Source organism: Streptosporangium sp. NPDC002524, assembly GCF_040295985.1.
Classification (GTDB): Bacteria; Actinomycetota; Actinomycetes; order Streptosporangiales; family Streptosporangiaceae; genus Streptosporangium.
The window spans coordinates 36,860-55,178 of the sequence record NZ_JBEOWK010000033.1; the positions used below are offsets into that span (position 1 = coordinate 36,860).

Below are 18,319 nucleotides of genomic sequence, written 5' to 3' on the forward strand. Positions count from 1 at the left end.
GACGAAGGGCGTACCTGTGACGAGGGTCTGCTGGTGACGAAGGGCGTACCTGTGACGAGGGTCTGCTGGTGACGAAGGGCGTACCTGTGACGAGGGTCTGCTGGTGACGAAGGGCGTACCTGTGACGAGGGCTTGCTGGTGACGAAGGGCGTACCCGTGCGGGCGGGAGCGAGTGGCCCGCCGGGGTCATTCGGTGTGGGCGGGGGCGTCAGGGGTCTCGGGGGCGGGGAGAGAGGAGTGGCGCAGGGGGGAGAGCCAGATCCACGCGATCGTGGTCAGGGCTCCGGCCGCGGAGATCCAGAACACCGGGCGCAGCCCGAGCAGCTCGCCCGCCAGGCCGCCCGCGAGACCGCCGAGGGTGAGGACACCCTGGATCATGAACGACTGGGTGGCGTTGACCCGGCCGCGCAGCTCGGCGGGGGTCTCTCGCAGGGTGATCGCGCCCATGCAGACGGAGAAGGCCACGACGGCCACGCCGGAGGTCACCGCGCTCGCGGCCAGGAGGAGGAAGCTGCGCCACACCGGTCCCGAGGCGAGCGCGGCGACCACGAAGTCGACGGGGAAGAGCAGCACGGAGCAGGCCAGCACCCGGTTCTCGCCGAACCGCCGGGTCAGGCGCGGGACGACGGCCGCGCCGAGCAGGCCGCCGACGCCGAAGAAGGCGGTGATGGCGCCGACCAGCCCCGCGGGCAGGCCGACCACGGTGAGCGAGTAGAGCACGAACAGCGCCATGTAGACGCTGCCGAAGAAGTTGATCGTGACCCCGGCGGCGCAGAGCGCGCGGAGCACCGGGTGCCCGGCCACCGTGCCCAGACCCTCGCGGATCTCGGTCCACATGCCGCGCGGAGCGGCGGGCGTGTGGTTCTCCGGCGCCTTGATCGACCTGATCAGGAACGCCGAGGCCAGGAACGACAGCGCGTCGACCAGGATCGCGAACGGGGCCGTGATCAGCTGGACGAGCAGCCCGGCCAGGCCGGGTCCCGCGACGGTCGCCACGGCGAAGGCCGACTGGAAGCCCGCGAGCGCCTCGGTCCGCTGGCTCTCGTGGATCACCGTGGCCAGGTGCGGGAAGTTGACCGCCCGGAAGATCACCGAGCAGGTGCCGACGACGAACGCCACCGCGACCAGCCACGGCACGCTGAGCAGCCCGGTGATCCAGGCCGCCGGGATCGTGGCCATGGCGAGGGCCGAGACCGTGTCGCAGGCGACCATCACCGGCCGGTGCCGCCTCAGCCGGTCGGCGAGGGCCCCCGCCTGGAGCCCGATCAGCAGGTAGGGCAGCGAGGTCGCGGCGGTGAGCACGCCCATCTGGACCGGGGAGGCGCCGAGCAGGACGGCGGCGGTGAGCGGCACCGCGAGCCGGGAGACCTCGGTGCCGGTCTCGGTGACGGCGCGGGCGGAGAGCAGGAACCGGTAGTCGCGCTGCCTCCTGAGGGGCACCGGCTTGATCGCGGGGGACCCGGGAGTCGCGGCGGTCATGGGGATCCGTCCCTTTCCGGCGTCCGGCGATTCTGAAGGGAACGCTTCATAATTATGAAGATAACCCTTCACAGTTATGAAGGCAATGCTTCATATATGGAGTGGGTACGGTCTGCACATGACCGAGGTACCGAGGCGCAAGTCCCTCACCGATCCCACGGCGATGCGCGCGCTCGCGCACCCCGCGCGGCTCACGATCCTGAACCGGCTCCAGGCCGAGGGGCCCTGCACCGCGACCGAGGTCGCCGAGGTCGTCGGGGTCACGCCCAGCGCGGCCAGCTACCACCTGCGCATGCTCGCCAAGTACGGCTTCGTCGAGGACGCGCCCGCCCGCGGCGACGGCCGGGGCGACGGCAGGGAGCGTCTGTGGCGCTCCAGCGCCGGGGGGTTCAGCGTCAGCCCCGATCCCGACGACGGCCCGGACGTGCGCGGCGCCAAGGAGTTCCTGATCAAGGCGTTCCGGGACCAGGCGGCGGACGAGGCGAACAGGGCACTGGAGAACCTCGATCGGGAGTCGCGCGAGTGGCGCGAGGCCACGATGTTCAACCGCGCCATCCTGCTGGTCGACGCCGAGGAGCTGAGGGCGCTGAACGAGCGGATCGACGAGCTGCTCGCCCCCTACAAGACCACCGTGAGGGACCGGGAGGACGCCCCGCCCGGAGCCCGGGTCTCCGAGGCGCAGGTCAGTCTCTTCCCCCGAACCCGGCGCCGCCCGCACGGCCTTCCACGCGACGTGTAAGGGCCCCCTGACGCCCGAAGGTCGGGAAGAGGCGCGGTTGCGGGTACACTTTTGGAGGCCTGTGAGTCATGGGCCGACTTCGCATGCCCCGTCGAGAACCGGGGTCCCTCGGTCCGGGCGAGAGCCCGGCTGGATCCTGTTCGGGGCATCAGGGCGACAGCCGCAGGCTGTCGCGTCCAACCGAGAACAGCGCCCTGAGACGGGCGCCCCGATCTGGAGGACGATCAATGTCCACCCCCGTCGTCACCATGCGACAGCTGCTGGAAAGCGGCGTGCACTTCGGCCACCAGACCCGTCGCTGGAACCCGAAGATGAAGCGCTTCATCTTCACCGAGCGCAACGGCATCTACATCATCGACCTCCAGAAGTCGCTGGCCTTCATCGACAGGGCCTACGACTTCGTCAAGGAGACCGTCGCGCACGGCGGCACGATCATGTTCATCGGCACGAAGAAGCAGGCCCAGGAGGCCATCGCCGAGCAGGCCGCCCGCGTCGGCATGCCGTACGTCAACCAGCGCTGGCTGGGTGGCATGCTCACCAACTTCTCCACCGTGCACAAGAGGCTCCAGCGCCTGAAGGAGCTGGAGGAGCTCGACTTCGACAACGTGGCCGCCTCGGGGCTCACGAAGAAGGAGCTCCTCATGCGCCGCCGCGAGAAGGAGAAGCTCGAGCGCACCCTCGGCGGCATCCGTGACATGTCCCGGATCCCCAGCGCCGTGTGGGTCGTCGACACCAAGAAGGAGCACATCGGGATCAGCGAGGCCCGCAAGCTTCACATCCCGGTGGTCGCCATCCTCGACACCAACTGCGACCCCGACGAGGTCGACTACCCGATCCCGGGTAACGACGACGCCATCCGCGCCGTCGGCCTGCTGACCCGCGTCGTCGCCGACGCCGTCGCCGCCGGTCTCATGGCCCGCGCCGGCGCCAACCGCGGCGGGGACGACAAGCCGGCCGTCGCCGGTGGCGCCGAGCCGCTGGCCGAGTGGGAGCAGGAGCTGCTCGCGGGCAGCGCCGACAGCGCCCCGGCCGCCGAGGCGACCGAGGCCGAGGCCACCGAGGCCCCCGCCGAGGCCGAGGCCGAGGTCACGGAGACCGAGACCGCCGAGGCTCCGGCCGAGGCGACGGACGCTCCCGCCGCCGAGGACGAGTCCGCCGAGAAGACCGAGAAGCAGGCCTAGGTCACCTTCGTACGGCCCCCTGCCGTACGACCCGCAAGACCCTTCCGGGTGGGTGCCGCTCAGACGGGGGCACCCACCCGATCCACGACGATTCCCACGAGGAAAAGACAATGGCTTCCGTGAACATGGCCGACGTCAAGCGGCTTCGTGAGCTGACCGCCGCCGGCATGATGGACTGCAAGAAGGCGCTCGAGTCCTCCGAGGGCGACTTCGACCGCGCGGTCGAGATCCTCCGCCTCAAGGGCGCCAAGGACGTCGGCAAGCGTGAGGCCCGTACCGCCTCCAACGGCCTGGTCGCCCTGAAGCAGGAGGGCGACTCCGCCGCCGCGCTGCTGGAGCTCAACTGCGAGACCGACTTCGTCGCCAAGGGCGAGCGTTTCCAGGAGCTCGCGGCCCAGGTGGTCGACCACATCCTGGCCACCAAGCCGTCCGACGTGCCCTCGCTGCTCGACTCCGAGCTCGCCGGCAAGACCGTCAAGACGCACCTCGACGAGGCCAACGCCGCGCTCGGTGAGAAGATCGAGATCCGCAGGTTCGCGGTGCTCGAGGGCGGCTTCATCGGCGCCTACATGCACAAGACCGACCCCCAGCTCCCCCCGGCGGTCGGCGTGCTCGTGCAGCTCGACTCCCCGAAGGCCGACGTCGCCAAGGACATCGCGCAGCACGCCGCCGCGATGGCCCCCAAGTACCTCAGCCCCGCCGAGGTCCCGGCCGACGTCGTCGAGAAGGAGCGCGCGCTCTTCGAGGAGATGACCCGCGAGGAGGGCAAGCCCGAGGCCGCCATCGGCAAGATCGTCGATGGCCGGATCAACGGCTGGTACAAGGACTTCACCCTCCTTGAGCAGTCCTTCGTCAAGGACAACAAGAAGTCGGTCGCGAAGTTCGCGGACGAGAATGGTGTCAAGGTCCAGGCCTTCGTCCGCTTCAAGGTCGGCCAGGCCTAATCCCTGACATCCGCTCTTCAAGCAGAGCACCAAACGAGGAGGCCGCCGCCGTGCAGGAGAATCCAGGACCCGCTACGCCGGCGGTTTCTTCGTACTCGGACCCGCTCCGCTGGAAGCGGGTGATGTTGAAGCTGTCCGGGGAGGCGTTCGCCGGCGGGGAGCCGCTGGGCATCGACCCGGGCGTCGTGGGCCACCTCGCCGACTCGATCGCCGAGGCCGTACGCGGTGGCGTGCAGGTCTCGGTGGTCGTGGGCGGCGGCAACATGTTCCGGGGCGCCGCCCTGTCCGAGCGCGGCATGGACCGGGCGAGGGCCGACTACATGGGCATGCTCGGCACGGTCATCAACTGCCTCGCCCTCCAGGACTTCCTGGAGAAGCGGGGCATCGACACCCGCGTCCAGACGGCGATCACCATGCAGCAGGTCGCCGAGCCGTTCCTGCCCCGCCGGGCCATCCGCCACCTGGAGAAGGGCCGCGTGGTCATCTTCGGGGCGGGGCTCGGCTCGCCGTTCTTCTCCACCGACACCTGCGCCGCGCAGCGAGCGCTGGAGATCGGTGCCGAGGCGCTGCTCAAGGGCACCCAGGTGGACGGCGTCTACGACGCCGACCCCCGCAAGAACCCCGACGCCGTCCGGTTCGACCATCTCGAATATGGTGAGGTGCTGACCCGGGGCCTCGGAGTCATGGACGCCACCGCCATCAGCCTGTGTATGGACAACAGCCTGCCCATCGTGGTCTTCGACCTCATGGGCGAGGGCAACATCCTGCGGGCGGTACGCGGTGAGAAGATCGGCACGCTGGTGAGCCCGGCCCGGTGACGGTGCCGGTCCGGTGACCGAGCCGGCACCGCGGCAGGGCCGGCCCGGCGACAGGACCGGTACGGCAGGGAGCGAGCCCGACGTGGCGAGCGGAGTGGTACGCGAGGTAGGAGCGTCCCGCGAAGCGAGTGAGGGGCGCGTGACCGAGAAGACAGGGAGCGAGCCCGACGCAGCGAGCGGAGTGGTACGCGAGATAGGAGCGTCCCGCGAAGCGAGTGAGGAGCGGTGAGCGACCAGAGGACAGGATGCGAACCTGACGTAGCGAGCCGAGCGGTACGCGACCGTGGCGGTCCGGGGTGGATCTCCGGCGCGATGGCGTCCCGCGAAGTACGTGAGGATGGGGAGTGACCGAGAAGACAGGGAGCCGCTGTGATCGACGAAACCCTCCTCGAAGCCGAGGAAAAGATGGACAAGGCCGTGTCGGTGGCGAAGGACGACTTCGCGGGCATCCGCACAGGTCGCGTCACCCCGTCGATGTTCAACAAGATCAGCGCTGAGTACTACGGGACACCCACCCCCATTCAGCAACTCGCCTCGTTCCACGTGTCCGAGGCGCGCATGGTCGTCATCCAGCCCTTCGACAAGGGCTCGATGGCCGCGATCGAGAAGGCGATCCGCAACTCGGACCTCGGTGTGAACCCCGGTAACGACGGAGCGGTGATCCGCGTGGCCTTCCCCGAGCTGTCGGAGGAGCGCCGCAAGGAGTACATCAAGGTCGCCCGGAACAAGGCGGAGCAGTCGAAGGTCTCCATCCGCAACATCCGCCGCAACGCCAAGGAGACCTTGGACAAGCTGATCAAGGATGGCGAGGCCGGTGAGGACGAGGTGCGCCGGGCGGAGAAGGAGCTCGACGACCTCACCCAGAAGCACGTCGCCAAGATTGACGAGCTGCTCAAGCACAAGGAATCCGAGCTGCTCGAGATCTGAACCACGGTCCTTGTCCCGTACGGGCCGTCGTCGTCCGTACGGGACAAGGATTTTGTGCAGGTATGAAAGTAGGACCCCCTGTGGAACCCGTGGCGGGCAGTAGCCGTACCGGCCGGAACCTCCCCGTCGCTGTGGCGGTGGGGCTCGCCCTGGCGGCGGTCATCATCGCCTCCCTCTATTTCGTGAAGGTGCTCTTCCTCGCCGTGCTGATCGCGGCGGTGGGCATCGGCGTGACGGAGCTGGTCAGGTCGTTCGAGGCCAGAGGCATCACCGTTCCCCTGGTCCCGGCCCTGGCGGGCATGACCGCCATGCTGGTCGGCGCCTACTGGGGCGGTGAGGTGACCGGCTCCGCCTGGGGCGGGACCGCCTGGCTGGTCGGCGTCTTCGCGATGACCGTGCTCGTGCTGATGATCTGGCGGATGTTCCAGGGCACCGAGAACTACGTCCGCGACATCACCGCGACCATCCTGGTCGTCGTCTACCCCTCCCTGCTCGCCGGGTTCGTGGCGCTGCTGCTCGCCGACCCCGACCAGGGCCCGGACCGGGTGGTCGTCTTCATCGCCACCACCGCCGCGAGCGACATCGGCGGATATTTCGCCGGGATCTCCCTCGGCAGGCACAAGATGGCCCCGGTGATCAGCCCGAAGAAGACCTGGGAGGGCTTCGCGGGGTCGGCGCTGGCCTGCATGGCGGTGGGCGGCTGGCTGGTGGCGTGGCTGCTGGAGAACGACATCTGGAAGGGCGTCCTCATCGGCGCGGTCGTGGTGGTCTTCGCCACGCTCGGCGACCTGGTCGAGTCGGTGATCAAACGCGATCTCGGCGTCAAGGACATGGGCAGCGTGCTTCCCGGCCACGGCGGCATGATGGACCGCCTCGACTCCATGGTGGCCGCGCTGATCCCGGTCTGGGTGCTGCTCACCCTGCTGATCTGAGCTGATCTGACAGCCGGTCCGGGCCTGCCCGGGTACGGGCGGGTCAGCCCGCCCGGGTGAGCCGGGTCGCGGACAGGCTCGGGAGCACCGCCCGGTAACCCTCGGCCGAGACCAGGCTCAGCTCCTCCGGGGTGATCGGGACGAGCCAGAGCCACTGCACGGAGTCGCCGCCGAAGGAGAAGCCCGACAGGTCGGGCAGCCCCGGCAGCCCGGTCAGCATCATGACGCCGCCGTAGGCGGAGCCGAGCGGGAAGGTCTCGGGCCGGTGGTACCACTTGGCGGTGTGGCCGTGGCCCAGCCAGGTGACCGAGTGCCAGGGGTACTGCCCCAGCCACAGGAACAGCCGGGCCGCGTCGCGGGCGTCGCCTGGGGAGGCGACGGCGAGCTCCACCCGGGCGTACGCGTCCGGCCGGTCGATGTACTGCTCGACGGTGGGCATCCGCTGGCAGCTCATCCCGACCGTGGACAGGATCGTGTGCTCCCTGTCCCGCTCCGGAGGGCGTTCGGTGATGCCCACCGCGGGCATCCGCCCGCCTCCGGCGTCCCAGAACCGGCCCGCGGTGCCGACCGCGCGGTCCAGGTGGCCCATCACGAACTGCTGGAACGAGGCCCAGGAGCCGTCTCCTGCGCGCCACTCCCAGTAGGCGCGGGCCTTGGCGATCCGGGAGGCGAGGCCGTCGTGGGCCTCCTCCAGCGACCAGGCGAACGGGGACTCGCCCAGCGCGTCGCGGGAGTAGCCGGGCATCCCCCGGCTCATGTCGGCCCATCCCGGAATGACCGCGAGCAGCTCGTCGTTCTCGTACAGGGCGACGCCGTCGCCCTCCTCGAACCACAGCGATCTCAGCGTGCCCAGGGGCCCCCTGCCGCCGGGGTGGCGGGTGTTCGCCCTCGGGGCCATCGGCGGCAGCGCGGAGTTCAGGCGACCGGGGTCGATCCCGTCCGGGGCCGGCCGGTGGTTGGCGAGCCAGACGGCTCCGTGCACCGTTCCGCCCGGCCCGCACAGGTAAGCTACCGAGGAGGTCTCGTCGCGTTCGACCACCAGGGTGCGGCTTCCGTAGGGATTGACGTCGGTGAGCACGACCTCGACGCCGTCTCCCCGCTCTCTCGCGGGGCCCGTGGGGCGGTTTGTCGCCATACCTCCGGACTCTAGATCACTGTCGGGCACCGCTTCGAGCATTCGCGTAACCGTTGAGAGAAGGCGTTGGACTTGTCGACCGTCAGCCCGTCCGGGACCCCCGTACCCGGCCAGCTCACCTTCGTGGCGCCGCGCCGGGCCAAGCCCGCCCGGCACCTGGCCGACCTGACCATGGCCGAGCGCCGGGCGGTCGTCGCCGAGCTGGGCGAGAAGCCGTTCCGCGCCGACCAGCTCTCCCGGCACTACTTCGAGAAGTTCAACGGCGATCCCGAGCTGATGACCGACCTTCCGGCCGCGGCCAGGGAGAAGTTCGCCACCGCGCTCTTCCCCGCCCTGCTGACCTCGGTCAGGGAGATGACCACCGACGCGGGCACCACCCGCAAGACGCTGTGGCGCCTCTTCGACGGCGCGCTGGTCGAGTCGGTCCTCATGCGCTACAGCGACCGTACGACCATGTGCGTGTCGTCGCAGGCCGGATGCGGTATGAACTGCCCGTTCTGCGCCACCGGCCAGGCGGGCCTGACCCGCAACATGACCACCGCCGAGATCGTCGAGCAGGTCGTCGCCGGGGCCCGCGCGCTCGCGGCCGGTGACGTCCCGGGCGGTCCCGGCCGGGTCAGCAACGTGGTCTTCATGGGCATGGGCGAGCCGCTGGCCAACTACAAGGCCGTGATCGGCGCCGTCCGCCGGATGGTCGAGCCCGCCCCCGACGGCCTGGGCATCTCCGCCCGGGGCGTCACCGTCTCCACGGTCGGCCTGGTCCCCGCGATCGGCAAGCTCGCGGGCGAGGGCCTGCCGGTGACGCTCGCCCTCTCGCTGCACGCGCCCGACGACGAGCTCCGCGACACGCTGGTGCCGATCAACACCCGCTGGAAGGTCGCCGAGGTCCTCGACGCGGCCTGGGACTACGCGGCCAGGACCAAGCGCCGGGTCTCCATCGAGTACGCGCTCATCAAGGACATCAACGACCAGGAGTGGCGCGCCGACCTGCTCGGCAAGCTGATCAAGAACAAGCTCGTGCACGTCAACCTGATCCCGCTCAACCCGACCCCGGGCTCGAAGTGGACCGCCTCCCGCCCGGAGGACGAGCGGGCCTTCGTCCGGCGCCTGGAGTACCACGGCGTGCCGGTGACGGTCCGCGACACCCGGGGCCGCGAGATCGACGGCGCCTGCGGCCAGCTCGCCGCCGCCGAGTAGTCTCCGCGGGCGGCCGTCCCGCCCGCGGAAGGCGGCTCTCAGGACGACATCCCGTAGCGGGTGGCGACCGCGGCGGCGCGGTCGCGCAGGGAGTCGCGCAACCACTGCGGGCTCAGGGCCTCCGCGTTCGTGGTGAACTGCCACAGCGCCCATTCGGCGTGTCTCGGGTCCTGGAAGGTCACCTCCATCCGCAGCCGGCCGTCCGGGTCGGTCTCTTCGGCGTGGACGGCGAGCGCGGTGCCCACCAGGGCCTCCCGCCCGGCCGGGTCCACGCGTACCAGCACGGTGACCTGGTCGCCGCCGGTCCGGAACCGTGTGCTGCGTTCCTGCCAGGCCCGGTCCAGGTCGACCCGGTCCGGTCGCTGCGCGGGTTCGGTGAGCTCCTCGGCGGCCAGGATCCGGGACAGCCGATAAGTGCGGTCCGCGCCGGACCTCGTGGCCAGCAGGTAACCCCGCTCGCGTACGGTGACCAGGCCGATCGGGTCCACCGTGCGCCACGTCGGGGCCTGGCCGGCGGCGGCGTAGTGGATGCGCAGCCTGTGCCCGGCGAACACCGCGCGCAGGACCTCGGCCACCACGGCGTCGGGCACCTCCTCGTCGGCCAGCCGGCGCGAGAGGAGGTCGGTCTCCGGGTCGACGAGCAACCGTTCGGCCGCGCCGGCCGCGGTGCGCCGGTAGCTCTCGGGCAGCGCGTCGACCACCTTGAGCATCGCCGAGGCGAGCGCAGAGCCGAGGCCGAACGCCTGCGCGCCGCGTCGCGATCCGGCGACCAGCAGGGCGAGGGCCTCGTCGTGGTTCAGCCCGGTGAGCTCGGTCCGGAAACCGGGCAGCAGCGCGAAGCCGCCGTGCCGGCCGCGTTCGGCGTAGACCGGGACGCCGGCCGCCGACAGCGCCTCGATGTCGCGCAGCACGGTGCGGGTGGACACCTCCAGCTCGCGGGCGAGCGTCGCCGCCGGCAGCCGGCCGTGCTGTCGCAGCAGTAGTACCAGCGAGACCAGCCGGTCGGCGCGCATGCGGGAACTCTACCGACATACACGACACAGGATGTCGTGATTTGCCGGGAGGCTGATCATCGTCACGAAAGAGAAGGCGGCTGCCGAGCAGGCCGCGTACGTGACGTCGACGAACCGAATGGAGCTGATATGGCAGTGGAGCGAACGGCGGTCAACCCGTGGGCGTGGTCGGCGGAGCTGGGCTACAACCAGGGGGAGATCGTCTCCGGGCACACCCGGACCCTGTACCTCTCCGGGCAGACCGCGATGGACGAGGACGGCAAGCCCCGGCACGCCGGTGACATGGAGGCCCAGCTGGCACTGAGCCTCGACAACCTGGAGGCCGTGCTCGCCGAGGCGGGCATGTCCCTGGCGAACCTGGTCCGGCTCAACGTCTACACCACCGACGTCGACCGGCTCTTCGGGCACTACGGCGTGCTGGCGTCGCGGCTGGGCGCCGCCGGGGTGGCGCCGTCCACCACGATGCTCGGGGTGACACGACTGGCGATCCCCGACCTGATGGTCGAACTCGAGGGGACCGCCGTCGCGTGACGCCCCCTCGCCGCCTCCGGCAGCCCTGCCGGAGGCGGCGCGATCAGGGGAGGAGGCCGGCGACCGCCGGGATCAAGGGGTGCGAGTGATCCACTGGGGACGCTCGTCAGGTGGCCCGACGGGACCGCGCCAGCCGTCGGGATGCGTGATCGCCCGGCGCACATTGATCGCGCCGTATACGGCACAGGAAAGCATACCGAGGCCGAGCCACAGGAAAAGATCGCTTTCGCGTCCGGCCTGCACCACGTTACCGGCCGGGCGAGAGGGGTCGTAGACGACCGTTATTTCGTCGCCGACCTCGACCCCACCTCCCACGCTGCCCAAAGTAATGGTCACCTCGCGATTCTCACGCGTGCGGAAAGTCACCCTGGCCGTGTCAGGGGCGTGGCGCTTCGAATGAACCTCCGAGACCGTCGCCGAGACCACCACGCCGTCACGATCCAGGAAGTGGTTCGCGAGGATCTCGTCGGCGGTGAGCAGCCCGCACACCACCACACCGAGCAAGGCCCAGCCGGCACGGCGACGCAGTCTCCCCGCCGAAGGCCACTCGGAAGGTGAGGGCGGCATAGAAGGTGAAGGCGGCAGGGAAGGTGAAGGCGGTGAATCCCCGGCCTGGTCGTCTCGACGACCCTCCGGCACCGATTCATTGTTTCTCCGGCGCTTTTTCCTTGAGCGTGCACGCCTCTTCATGATGCTGGAACGAACCGGGAACAATGACTGGTTCCCACTCCTGACAAAGGCTCTGGATTTTCCGCGGTGGCCGGCGGGGGTGGCTGGGTGTTCGTCGCTGTCCGTCATCCTCGGGGGCGGTTCGGAACAGCGGCTCGAAGTTTGACTGGCGGGTCGCTCGGTGAGCCAGGCCAGATATGCCCGGACTCGGGAGGCACAGGCGCGGCGAGTGTCGGCCACCCGATTGCGGTAGGGCAGGGGCGGCTACGCATTGGTGTCCGGCGTGCGGAGGTTGCTCAGCCATCTGGCGGAAACGATCGCGGCGCCCAGCGCAGTGCCTAGTACGGTGCCTAGTACGGCGCCTAGTACGGCGTCGGCCGGTGCGGTATTAGCCGCATGTCAGCCCGCCTGTCCATCTTGACGGCGAAGGTTCGTCGGACGAGCTTTTCTTCCAAGTTCCGGAGATGGCTCTTGCCAAAAGAAGAACACCATGAAGGTGACGATTGTGAATATAGCGGCCAGGACGTAAGAAACAATCATGGCCAATCCCTGGGATGCCACGGCGACGCTCACTCCGATCGCGATCAACGAGGTCACCGGGAAGATCGCACGCAAACCCCAGTAGGCCAACCGCCTGCCCGGCAGGGGGTGAGCTTGGACGTAGTGCTCCCAGCCCATATTCTCCCGACCGACGCGATCTTCGATTTCGGTCCGGATAAAGGCCGCGATACGGGTGATCAGATGGGCTTTGAAGAGCCAGATGATCCCCAGGACCAGCGACAGCAGCGGGTAGACCAGGATGATGGCCGCGTTGCGGACCTGAAAGCCCGCCGACAACACGGCACCGAAGGACACCGTCGTCACAGCGGTGATCTGGAATTGCAACGCCGTGAGGCTGACGATCTCTGCGCGCAAGGAGGTGTACTGGGCCACAATGAGCTGCGTGGCCTCCCATTTCGGCGGGATCGGCTCTGCCTCGGGCGGCGATCCCGTCGCTCTCGCGGTGCCCGGCCGGAGATCTGTGGGCGCTTTCCGACGTGGTCGCTGAAAGAGTGACGCGAGTCTGGAGCGCCAGGAAAAGGTATGCCGCATGATATCCACAATGCCGCAGATATCCTCGCTGCGAGGAAAGTTGGGTGGTAAAGGACATCGCGTTTGACGGAGCGTCACAGCGAGTGACGGTTTTCTCATGTCCCGAACCGGGGCCGCCGAACGCCGGAAACGTGACGCTCGGCCATTCCGGCGCAGGAGTTGGGAAAGGCCGTCGATTATGGGCTTGGCCGTGGCGAGGGAAGGGGAATCGTGGGGGTGAGGTGTGCTGGGCCGGGACTCAGCGGACCGAGCGGAAGAACGTCCGCACCTCATTCACGAACGCCTCGGGTTGTTCGAAAGCGGCGAAGTGGCCGCCCCGGTCCAGCTCGTTCCAGTGCCGGATGTCGGTGAAGCGCTTGGCGGCCCACCGGCGGGAGGGACGCGGGTTCTCCTTGGGGAAGATCGAGCATCCCGTCGGCACCGTCACCACGTCGGTCGTCGCGCCCGCGAAGCGTCGCTGGACCTGCCTGAAGCTCTCCCAGTACAGCCGGGCGGCCGACGCGCCGGTGCCCGGCAGGGGGAACTCCGTCCGCCCCCTCCCGGCTGGGCGGCGTTCCCCGGCCGTCCCACGCTCCCGCCGCATCGCCGACCGGCCCGGGGCGACCCGTCCGGATCTTCATCCATTCTGGGGCATGACCTCGGCTCCCAGGGGATGGGCGTAGACCGGCACCCGCACGGCAGCGACCATCCCGCCACACCGTCGACGGCCATCCTGTTGGCGAGGAGGCGGCCAATCCGTCAGCTGGGTAGCGGCCAAACTGTCAGCGACCCAGCGGCCATTCTGTCACGAGACCTCGTACTGTGACATGCTTGTCCCATGGTCAGCGGCTCACAGACTCCTCTCGGCAGGGTCGTTCCACGACGTGCCGAAAGGCTCGTCGAGGAGGCTCTGGCCGACACCCGCGTCACTCTCGTGACGGGGGCACGCCAGTGCGGTAAGAGCACGCTGGTCCGGCTCCTCGCCAAGGGGCGTGCCGGAGAGTGGCGCAACCTCGACACCCCCGCCGCCCGCCAGGCCGCGCTCACCGACCCCGCCGGATTCGTGGACTTTCCCGAGCTCATGGTCATCGACGAGATCCAGCGAGCCCCCGAGCTGCTGCTCGCCATCAAGGAACAGGTGGACACCGATCCGAGGCCGGGCCGCTACCTGCTGACCGGCTCCGCGCGCGTGCTCGGGCTCCGGGGGCTTCCCGACGCGCTGCCCGGCCGCATGGAGACCATCGAACTGTGGCCCTTCTCGCAGGGCGAGATCGACGGCACGGCCGACGCATTCGTGGACGCCGTCTTCGCCGAGCCTGAGAATCTTCACCACACCTCCGGGGTCGGCCGCGCCGAGTACGCGGAACGGCTGGTTCGGGGCGGGTTCCCCGAGGCGGTCTCGCGTCCCAACGTCCGCAGACGGGAGCGGTTCCTCGACTCGTACGTCGCGGATCTCATCGCGCGCGACGTGAGCCAGCTGGCGGAGATCGAGCGGATCTCGGAGATGCGGGCACTGATCCGGCTGCTGGCCGCCCGGTCGGGTCAGTTGCTGGTGCCCGGGTCCCTGAGCAACGGGATCGGGCTCTCCGCGAGCACGGTCCATCGCTACCTCGGCCTGCTGGAAGAGGTCTTCCTGATCAAGCGGATCCCCGCCTGGTCACGCAACCTCGGCAGTCGTGCGATCGGAACGCCCAAAATGGCCTTCGTCGATTCGGGGATCGCGGCGACCCTCCTGGGAGCCGACTCCCGGAGCCTGGTGCGTCCCGAAGGTGCCTTCGGCCCACTCCTGGAGGGCTTCGTCCTCATGGAGCTGGCTCGCCAGCTCACCTGGTCGGACGAACGCGTGGAGCTGTTCCACTACCGGACCAAGGACAAGGTGGAGGTCGACGCCGTCCTGGAGAATCGCCGGGGGCGCGTGGTCGGCGTGGAGGTGAAGGCGTCGTCGACGGTGCGACCGGACGACTTCAGGGGGCTGCGGCACCTGGCGGGCCGCCTCGGTGACGATTTCGCGGTGGGAATCGTCCTCTACACGGGGACGCAGACACTTCCGTTCGGCGACCGCATGCGCGCCATGCCGGTGAGCGCCCTCTGGGAGGTCGCCGCTCCGCAGGGGTAGCTGTTCGACGATCGCTCAGGCTTCGGGAGAGACGGAACAGCCACCGCCCCATTTTCCTGACCAACGGAGTTTTCCTGACCAACGGAATGACGGGAGTGCCGGCCTGGCCGCTGGCCGCCGCGGTGGAGCGGCTCACACCCGTAGCCCGCACGCCGGCCGCTCTTCAAGACCACTGAACCGGCGGCACGTACGGACAGGAACCACTTCCCGGGCCGTTCGAGCAGGCGGATGAGGCAGGAACGCGCCCGGCCTTCTGAGGTGGGGCGGAGGAGGGTGTCGTCGGCCACGTCGATGACGGGGCGCGAACCTCGCCGGATCTGATGTCCATTTAAAGGAAATAATGCCATTTTCTCCTTTTCTGACTTCGAATATGTGGTGATCGGCTACCGTCGCCCGTTACGACAGAAGATCGACTAGAGACTGGAGCATTGTGCGAAGAAGAATCTCTTGGTTCGCCGTCCTCCTGGCGACGGTGACGGTTTTACCGGTCGCGGTGGCCAACGCGGACACCGAGGTAGTGGGGGCGCGGACCATCGCCTGGGCGCCTTGTGAGGAGGAGCCCGCCGCCGAGTGCGGCACGCTGAGCGTGCCCGTCGACTGGTCGAAGCCGGGCGGGGCGAAGGTCGACATCGCCGTCGCGCGGCGCAAGGCCACGGATCCGGCCGCGCGGGTCGGTTCGCTGGTGATCAATCCCGGCGGTCCGGGCGGGTCGGGTGTGGAGGCCGTGTACGGCGCCCCCGGGTCCTACACCGAGGAGCTGCAGCGACGATTCGACATCGTCGGATTCGACCCCCGGGGCGTGGGGCGCAGCAACCCGGTGATCTGCTCGGCGTCGGTGTACAACCGGATGCCGCACACCGTCATGAAGAGCCAGGCCGACTTCGACGCCTGGAACGCGTTCACCAAGCAGCTGCACGCCGACTGCCGCGCCCGTACCGGCCCGCTGTACGACCACGTCGACTCCGCCGACGTCGCCCGTGACCTGGACGCGCTGCGCGCCGCCCTGGGCGAGGAGAAGCTCACCTACTACGGGATCTCGTACGGCACGCTGATCGGCCAGATGTACGCCGAGCTGTTCCCCGGCCGCGTCCGGGCCCTCGGGCTCGACAGCAACATGGACCACAGCCTCGGCGTCGCGGGCTTCCTGGCCACCGAGGCGATCGCGATCGAGGACGCGTTCGACCAGTTCGTCGGCTGGTGCGAGCAGGACACCGGCTGCGTCCTGCACGGGCGTGACATCCGCGGGATCTGGAAGGGCCTGCGGGAGAAGGCGCGGCGCGGTGAGCTGAAGTACCCGAGCACGGGCCAGACGATGACCGAGTTGCAGGTCGTCTACAACGCGGCACTGGGCACCGAGGGACCGGCCTGGAACATCCTGAGCGAGGTGATCAACTGGTTGGACGGCGGGCCGGAGCCGGAGTGGGCGCCCCCGCTGCCCGGACGGCAGCCCGTGGAGGGGGACGTCGCGCATCTGCCGACGGCGGTTCTCTGCCAGGACTACCACCTCAAGGTGCGTAACTACGCGGAGTACGCCGCGCTCATGCGGGTCTCCAACACGCTCGCACCCGACACGGGGTACCACCCGTACCCGATCGACGATCTGCCGATCTGCATGAACTACCCGACCACGAACGCGCCGCACGCACTGCGATACACGGGCGACGCCCCGCTGCTGCTCGGGAACTCCCTGCACGATCCGGCCACCCCGTGGATCTGGTCCGCCAACGTGGCCCGTCAGCTCGGGTCCAAGGCGGTGTTGCTCACATACGAGGGCTGGGGACACCGCATCTACGGCAAGGACAAGTGCCAGACGGACATCTTCGACGAGTATCTGATCTCGCTGAAGGTGCCGCCGCGCGGCACGCGCTGCGCCGTGGGCACGCCCGAGGAGAGCGTGCTCAAGCAGCGGGCGCCGTCGCGGACGTGGCCGACCGGCCCGAACCACTGGGCGGTCGGCCCGGCGGCGGCCTCAGCTGCCTTCTAACTCAGGAGCCCGCCTTCCGATTCCGGGGGCGGGTCTCCGCCCGGGTGGCTCATCCGGGTGAGAGTCGTGCGGTCGCCGAGTGAGTGAGCGGGTGTCGTCGAACCACGGCGAGTCCGGTGGTGCGACGACACCCGTTCAGGGGTTCAGGCGGCGGACGCGCGCGTACAGGATGAGGCTCGCGGCGGTCCAGAAGAGGGTGGCGGCGGAGATGGGGAGGAGGACGGTGTCCAGCAGGCCGTCGTTGGCGGCGCGCATCCAGGGCATGATCGGCACCGAGAGGCGGCCCACCGGGGTGAGGCTGATCAGCAGCAGGGCGAGATAGCCGCCGAAGAGGGCGAGCATCGAGACGGCGGGGGAGGCCAGGATCGGGCGGCTGGTCAGGGCGCCCAGGGCCGTTCCCGCGCTCACGCCGAGCACGTGCAGCGCGATGCCGAGCGTCAGGTCGGCGGAGGTGGGCATGGCCGCGAAGCCGTGGATCAGCGGGAGCCCGATCGCGATCGCCGCCATGCCGAGGTTGACGGCCAGCGCGGCGAGCAGCCCGGCCCCGACCTCGCGGCCGGGCCGTCCGGTGGCGGTCATGGAGATCAGCCGCTGGGTCGGAGGCTCGGTGTCGAGCAGCCCCCTGGCGGCCCAGGCGAAGATGAGGATCAGCAGCCCGGCCGAGTCGGCGTACGCGGACAGCTCCTTGCCCGGCGGGGTCAGCGTGGAGTAGAAGATGACCAGCATCGCGAAGAGCCCGATCATCGGCTGGAGCAGCCGGTGCGACCGGGCGTAGGCGGCGAGCTTGAAGCGTACGAGGTGGATCATGATGACCGCCTGGTGAGGTAGCCGTCGGCGCGGAGCTTCTGTTCCACCTCGTCGGCGTCGTCCGCGTCCACGACCACCTCGATGACCACCTGCGCGGGCGCCTCACGGTGGGCGTCCCCCGAGGGGGCGCGGGTGCCGGCGGTGACGCCGCCGTCCGCGACGAGCCAGTGTTCGGCGCCGGGGAAGTGCTGGAGCTGCTTCTGGTGGTCGCTGACGACGACCGTGCCGCCGCGTGCGGCGATCTCCTCGATGATCACGGGGAGTTCGACGCGGGTCTGCTCGTCGAGCCCGGCGAAGGGTTCGTCGAGGATGAGCAGGTCCGGCGGGGCCAGCAGCGACTGGATGAGCCCGACCTTCTGCGCGCTGCCCTTGGACAGGTCGCCGAGCGGCTGCTCCAGCAGGTGGGTCGCGTTCAGCCGTTCCGCCAGGTCCTCGGCGGAGGTGGGGGAGGAGAGGCCCCGGATCCTGGACATGTGGGCCAGGTAGCCGGTGACGGTGAACGGCTGGTCCACGGGGAACACGTCCGGGGCGTAGCCGACGACTCCGGGCCGGTCGGAGATCGAGCCCCGGGACGGGGGCACGATGCCCGCGAGCAGTCGCAGCAGTGTCGACTTTCCCGCGCCGTTGCGGCCGGTGACCTCGACGACGGAGCCGGGGTGGAGCGCGAGCTCGACGTCCCGCAGGACCCAGGGGCCGCGCCGCGAGTATCGGAAGGACACCGTGGAGAGCCGCATAAGCCGCAACCCTACCGTGATCACCCAATTTCCGGTCCGCGT

18 protein-coding genes are annotated in these 18,319 nt (G+C 69.4%); 10 read left to right on the forward strand and 8 right to left on the reverse strand.

Going from position 1 to position 18,319, the window contains the following annotated elements:
- Positions 1 to 186: 186 nt before the first annotated feature.
- Positions 187 to 1,479, reverse strand: coding sequence for an MFS transporter (locus ABT053_RS37945; protein ID WP_350975958.1), 1,293 nt, complete (start codon positions 1,477 to 1,479; stop codon positions 187 to 189).
- Between the two features lie 118 nt (positions 1,480 to 1,597).
- Between ABT053_RS37945 and ABT053_RS37950 the strand changes: the two genes are divergently transcribed.
- The 6 genes from ABT053_RS37950 (at position 1,598) to ABT053_RS37975 (ending at position 7,020) form a co-directional block, all read left to right on the forward strand.
- Positions 1,598 to 2,218, forward strand: a complete 621-nt coding sequence (locus tag ABT053_RS37950) for an ArsR/SmtB family transcription factor (RefSeq protein ID WP_350975960.1) — start codon at positions 1,598 to 1,600, stop codon at positions 2,216 to 2,218.
- 227 nt (positions 2,219 to 2,445) lie between these two features.
- Entirely contained in the window at positions 2,446 to 3,399 is a 954-nt protein-coding gene (gene rpsB / locus ABT053_RS37955) for a 30S ribosomal protein S2 (RefSeq protein WP_350975961.1), read from the forward strand.
- A gap of 110 nt (positions 3,400 to 3,509) precedes the next feature.
- Positions 3,510 to 4,343: a translation elongation factor Ts gene (gene tsf / locus ABT053_RS37960; RefSeq protein ID WP_350975963.1), complete on the forward strand. Its 834-nt coding sequence runs from the start codon at positions 3,510 to 3,512 to the stop codon at positions 4,341 to 4,343.
- A gap of 50 nt (positions 4,344 to 4,393) precedes the next feature.
- On the forward strand, positions 4,394 to 5,161 hold the full coding sequence (gene pyrH, locus ABT053_RS37965) for a UMP kinase (protein WP_386160956.1): 768 nt from the start codon (positions 4,394 to 4,396) through the stop codon (positions 5,159 to 5,161).
- Between the two features lie 369 nt (positions 5,162 to 5,530).
- A complete protein-coding gene (gene frr / locus ABT053_RS37970) occupies positions 5,531 to 6,088 on the forward strand; it encodes a ribosome recycling factor (protein WP_350975965.1) in 558 nt (185 codons plus the stop codon).
- Positions 6,089 to 6,168: 80 nt separating this feature from the next.
- Positions 6,169 to 7,020 (forward strand): phosphatidate cytidylyltransferase, encoded by an 852-nt coding sequence (locus ABT053_RS37975; RefSeq protein ID WP_350975966.1) that lies wholly within the window; start codon positions 6,169 to 6,171, stop codon positions 7,018 to 7,020.
- Positions 7,021 to 7,063: 43 nt separating this feature from the next.
- Here ABT053_RS37975 and ABT053_RS37980 read toward each other — a convergent pair whose 3' ends face one another.
- Complete coding sequence (locus ABT053_RS37980; protein WP_350975967.1) at positions 7,064 to 8,155, reverse strand: suppressor of fused domain protein; 1,092 nt, start codon at positions 8,153 to 8,155, stop codon at positions 7,064 to 7,066.
- Between the two features lie 72 nt (positions 8,156 to 8,227).
- Here ABT053_RS37980 and rlmN point away from each other — a divergent pair, with 72 nt between their 5' ends.
- Entirely contained in the window at positions 8,228 to 9,352 is a 1,125-nt protein-coding gene (gene rlmN / locus ABT053_RS37985; RefSeq protein WP_350975969.1) for a dual-specificity RNA methyltransferase RlmN, read from the forward strand.
- 38 nt (positions 9,353 to 9,390) lie between these two features.
- On the opposite strand, the gene ABT053_RS37990 is transcribed toward rlmN, so the two are convergent.
- Positions 9,391 to 10,365: a helix-turn-helix transcriptional regulator gene (locus tag ABT053_RS37990; RefSeq protein ID WP_350975970.1), complete on the reverse strand. Its 975-nt coding sequence runs from the start codon at positions 10,363 to 10,365 to the stop codon at positions 9,391 to 9,393.
- Positions 10,366 to 10,500: 135 nt separating this feature from the next.
- Here ABT053_RS37990 and ABT053_RS37995 point away from each other — a divergent pair, with 135 nt between their 5' ends.
- Entirely contained in the window at positions 10,501 to 10,896 is a 396-nt protein-coding gene (locus ABT053_RS37995) for a RidA family protein (protein WP_350976033.1), read from the forward strand.
- 72 nt (positions 10,897 to 10,968) lie between these two features.
- Here ABT053_RS37995 and ABT053_RS38000 read toward each other — a convergent pair whose 3' ends face one another.
- The 3 genes from ABT053_RS38000 to ABT053_RS38010 form a co-directional block, all read right to left on the reverse strand.
- Positions 10,969 to 11,400 (reverse strand): DUF3592 domain-containing protein, encoded by a 432-nt coding sequence (locus ABT053_RS38000; RefSeq protein ID WP_350975972.1) that lies wholly within the window; start codon positions 11,398 to 11,400, stop codon positions 10,969 to 10,971.
- 564 nt (positions 11,401 to 11,964) lie between these two features.
- Complete coding sequence (locus ABT053_RS38005) at positions 11,965 to 12,498, reverse strand: hypothetical protein (protein WP_350975973.1); 534 nt, start codon at positions 12,496 to 12,498, stop codon at positions 11,965 to 11,967.
- A 397-nt stretch (positions 12,499 to 12,895) separates the two neighbouring features.
- The gene (locus ABT053_RS38010) at positions 12,896 to 13,240 is read right to left on the reverse strand and encodes an alpha/beta fold hydrolase (RefSeq protein ID WP_350975975.1); all 345 of its coding nucleotides are present in this window, start codon (positions 13,238 to 13,240) and stop codon (positions 12,896 to 12,898) included.
- A 234-nt stretch (positions 13,241 to 13,474) separates the two neighbouring features.
- Here ABT053_RS38010 and ABT053_RS38015 point away from each other — a divergent pair, with 234 nt between their 5' ends.
- Both ABT053_RS38015 and ABT053_RS38020 read left to right on the forward strand, forming a co-directional pair.
- A complete protein-coding gene (locus tag ABT053_RS38015) occupies positions 13,475 to 14,752 on the forward strand; it encodes an ATP-binding protein (RefSeq protein ID WP_350975977.1) in 1,278 nt (425 codons plus the stop codon).
- Positions 14,753 to 15,224: 472 nt separating this feature from the next.
- On the forward strand, positions 15,225 to 16,736 hold the full coding sequence (locus tag ABT053_RS38020; protein ID WP_350975979.1) for an alpha/beta fold hydrolase: 1,512 nt from the start codon (positions 15,225 to 15,227) through the stop codon (positions 16,734 to 16,736).
- Between the two features lie 135 nt (positions 16,737 to 16,871).
- On the opposite strand, the gene ABT053_RS38025 is transcribed toward ABT053_RS38020, so the two are convergent.
- Both ABT053_RS38025 and ABT053_RS38030 read right to left on the reverse strand, forming a co-directional pair.
- Positions 16,872 to 17,543 carry a hypothetical protein gene (locus ABT053_RS38025; protein ID WP_350975981.1) on the reverse strand — a complete coding sequence of 224 codons (672 nt, stop codon included), beginning with the start codon at positions 17,541 to 17,543 and terminating at the stop codon, positions 16,872 to 16,874.
- Positions 17,540 to 18,277, reverse strand: coding sequence for an ATP-binding cassette domain-containing protein (locus ABT053_RS38030; RefSeq protein ID WP_350975982.1), 738 nt, complete (start codon positions 18,275 to 18,277; stop codon positions 17,540 to 17,542). The genes ABT053_RS38025 and ABT053_RS38030 overlap by 4 nt, the downstream gene beginning before the upstream one ends.
- Positions 18,278 to 18,319 lie beyond the last annotated feature (42 nt).

Excerpts from the sequence above, each read along its gene's own strand:
- ABT053_RS37945 (WP_350975958.1), bottom strand. The coding sequence starts at position 1,479 with ATGACCGCCGCGACTCCCGGGTCCCCCGCGATCAAGCCGGTGCCCCTC.
- ABT053_RS37950 (WP_350975960.1), top strand. The coding sequence starts at position 1,598 with ATGACCGAGGTACCGAGGCGCAAGTCCCTCACCGATCCCACGGCGATG.
- rpsB (WP_350975961.1), top strand. The coding sequence starts at position 2,446 with ATGTCCACCCCCGTCGTCACCATGCGACAGCTGCTGGAAAGCGGCGTG.
- tsf (WP_350975963.1), top strand. The coding sequence starts at position 3,510 with ATGGCTTCCGTGAACATGGCCGACGTCAAGCGGCTTCGTGAGCTGACC.
- ABT053_RS37980 (WP_350975967.1), bottom strand. The coding sequence starts at position 8,155 with ATGGCGACAAACCGCCCCACGGGCCCCGCGAGAGAGCGGGGAGACGGC.
- ABT053_RS37990 (WP_350975970.1), bottom strand. The coding sequence starts at position 10,365 with ATGCGCGCCGACCGGCTGGTCTCGCTGGTACTACTGCTGCGACAGCAC.
- ABT053_RS38010 (WP_350975975.1), bottom strand. The coding sequence starts at position 13,240 with ATGCGGCGGGAGCGTGGGACGGCCGGGGAACGCCGCCCAGCCGGGAGG.
- ABT053_RS38015 (WP_350975977.1), top strand. The coding sequence starts at position 13,475 with ATGGTCAGCGGCTCACAGACTCCTCTCGGCAGGGTCGTTCCACGACGT.
- ABT053_RS38025 (WP_350975981.1), bottom strand. The coding sequence starts at position 17,543 with ATGATCCACCTCGTACGCTTCAAGCTCGCCGCCTACGCCCGGTCGCAC.
- ABT053_RS38030 (WP_350975982.1), bottom strand. The coding sequence starts at position 18,277 with ATGCGGCTCTCCACGGTGTCCTTCCGATACTCGCGGCGCGGCCCCTGG.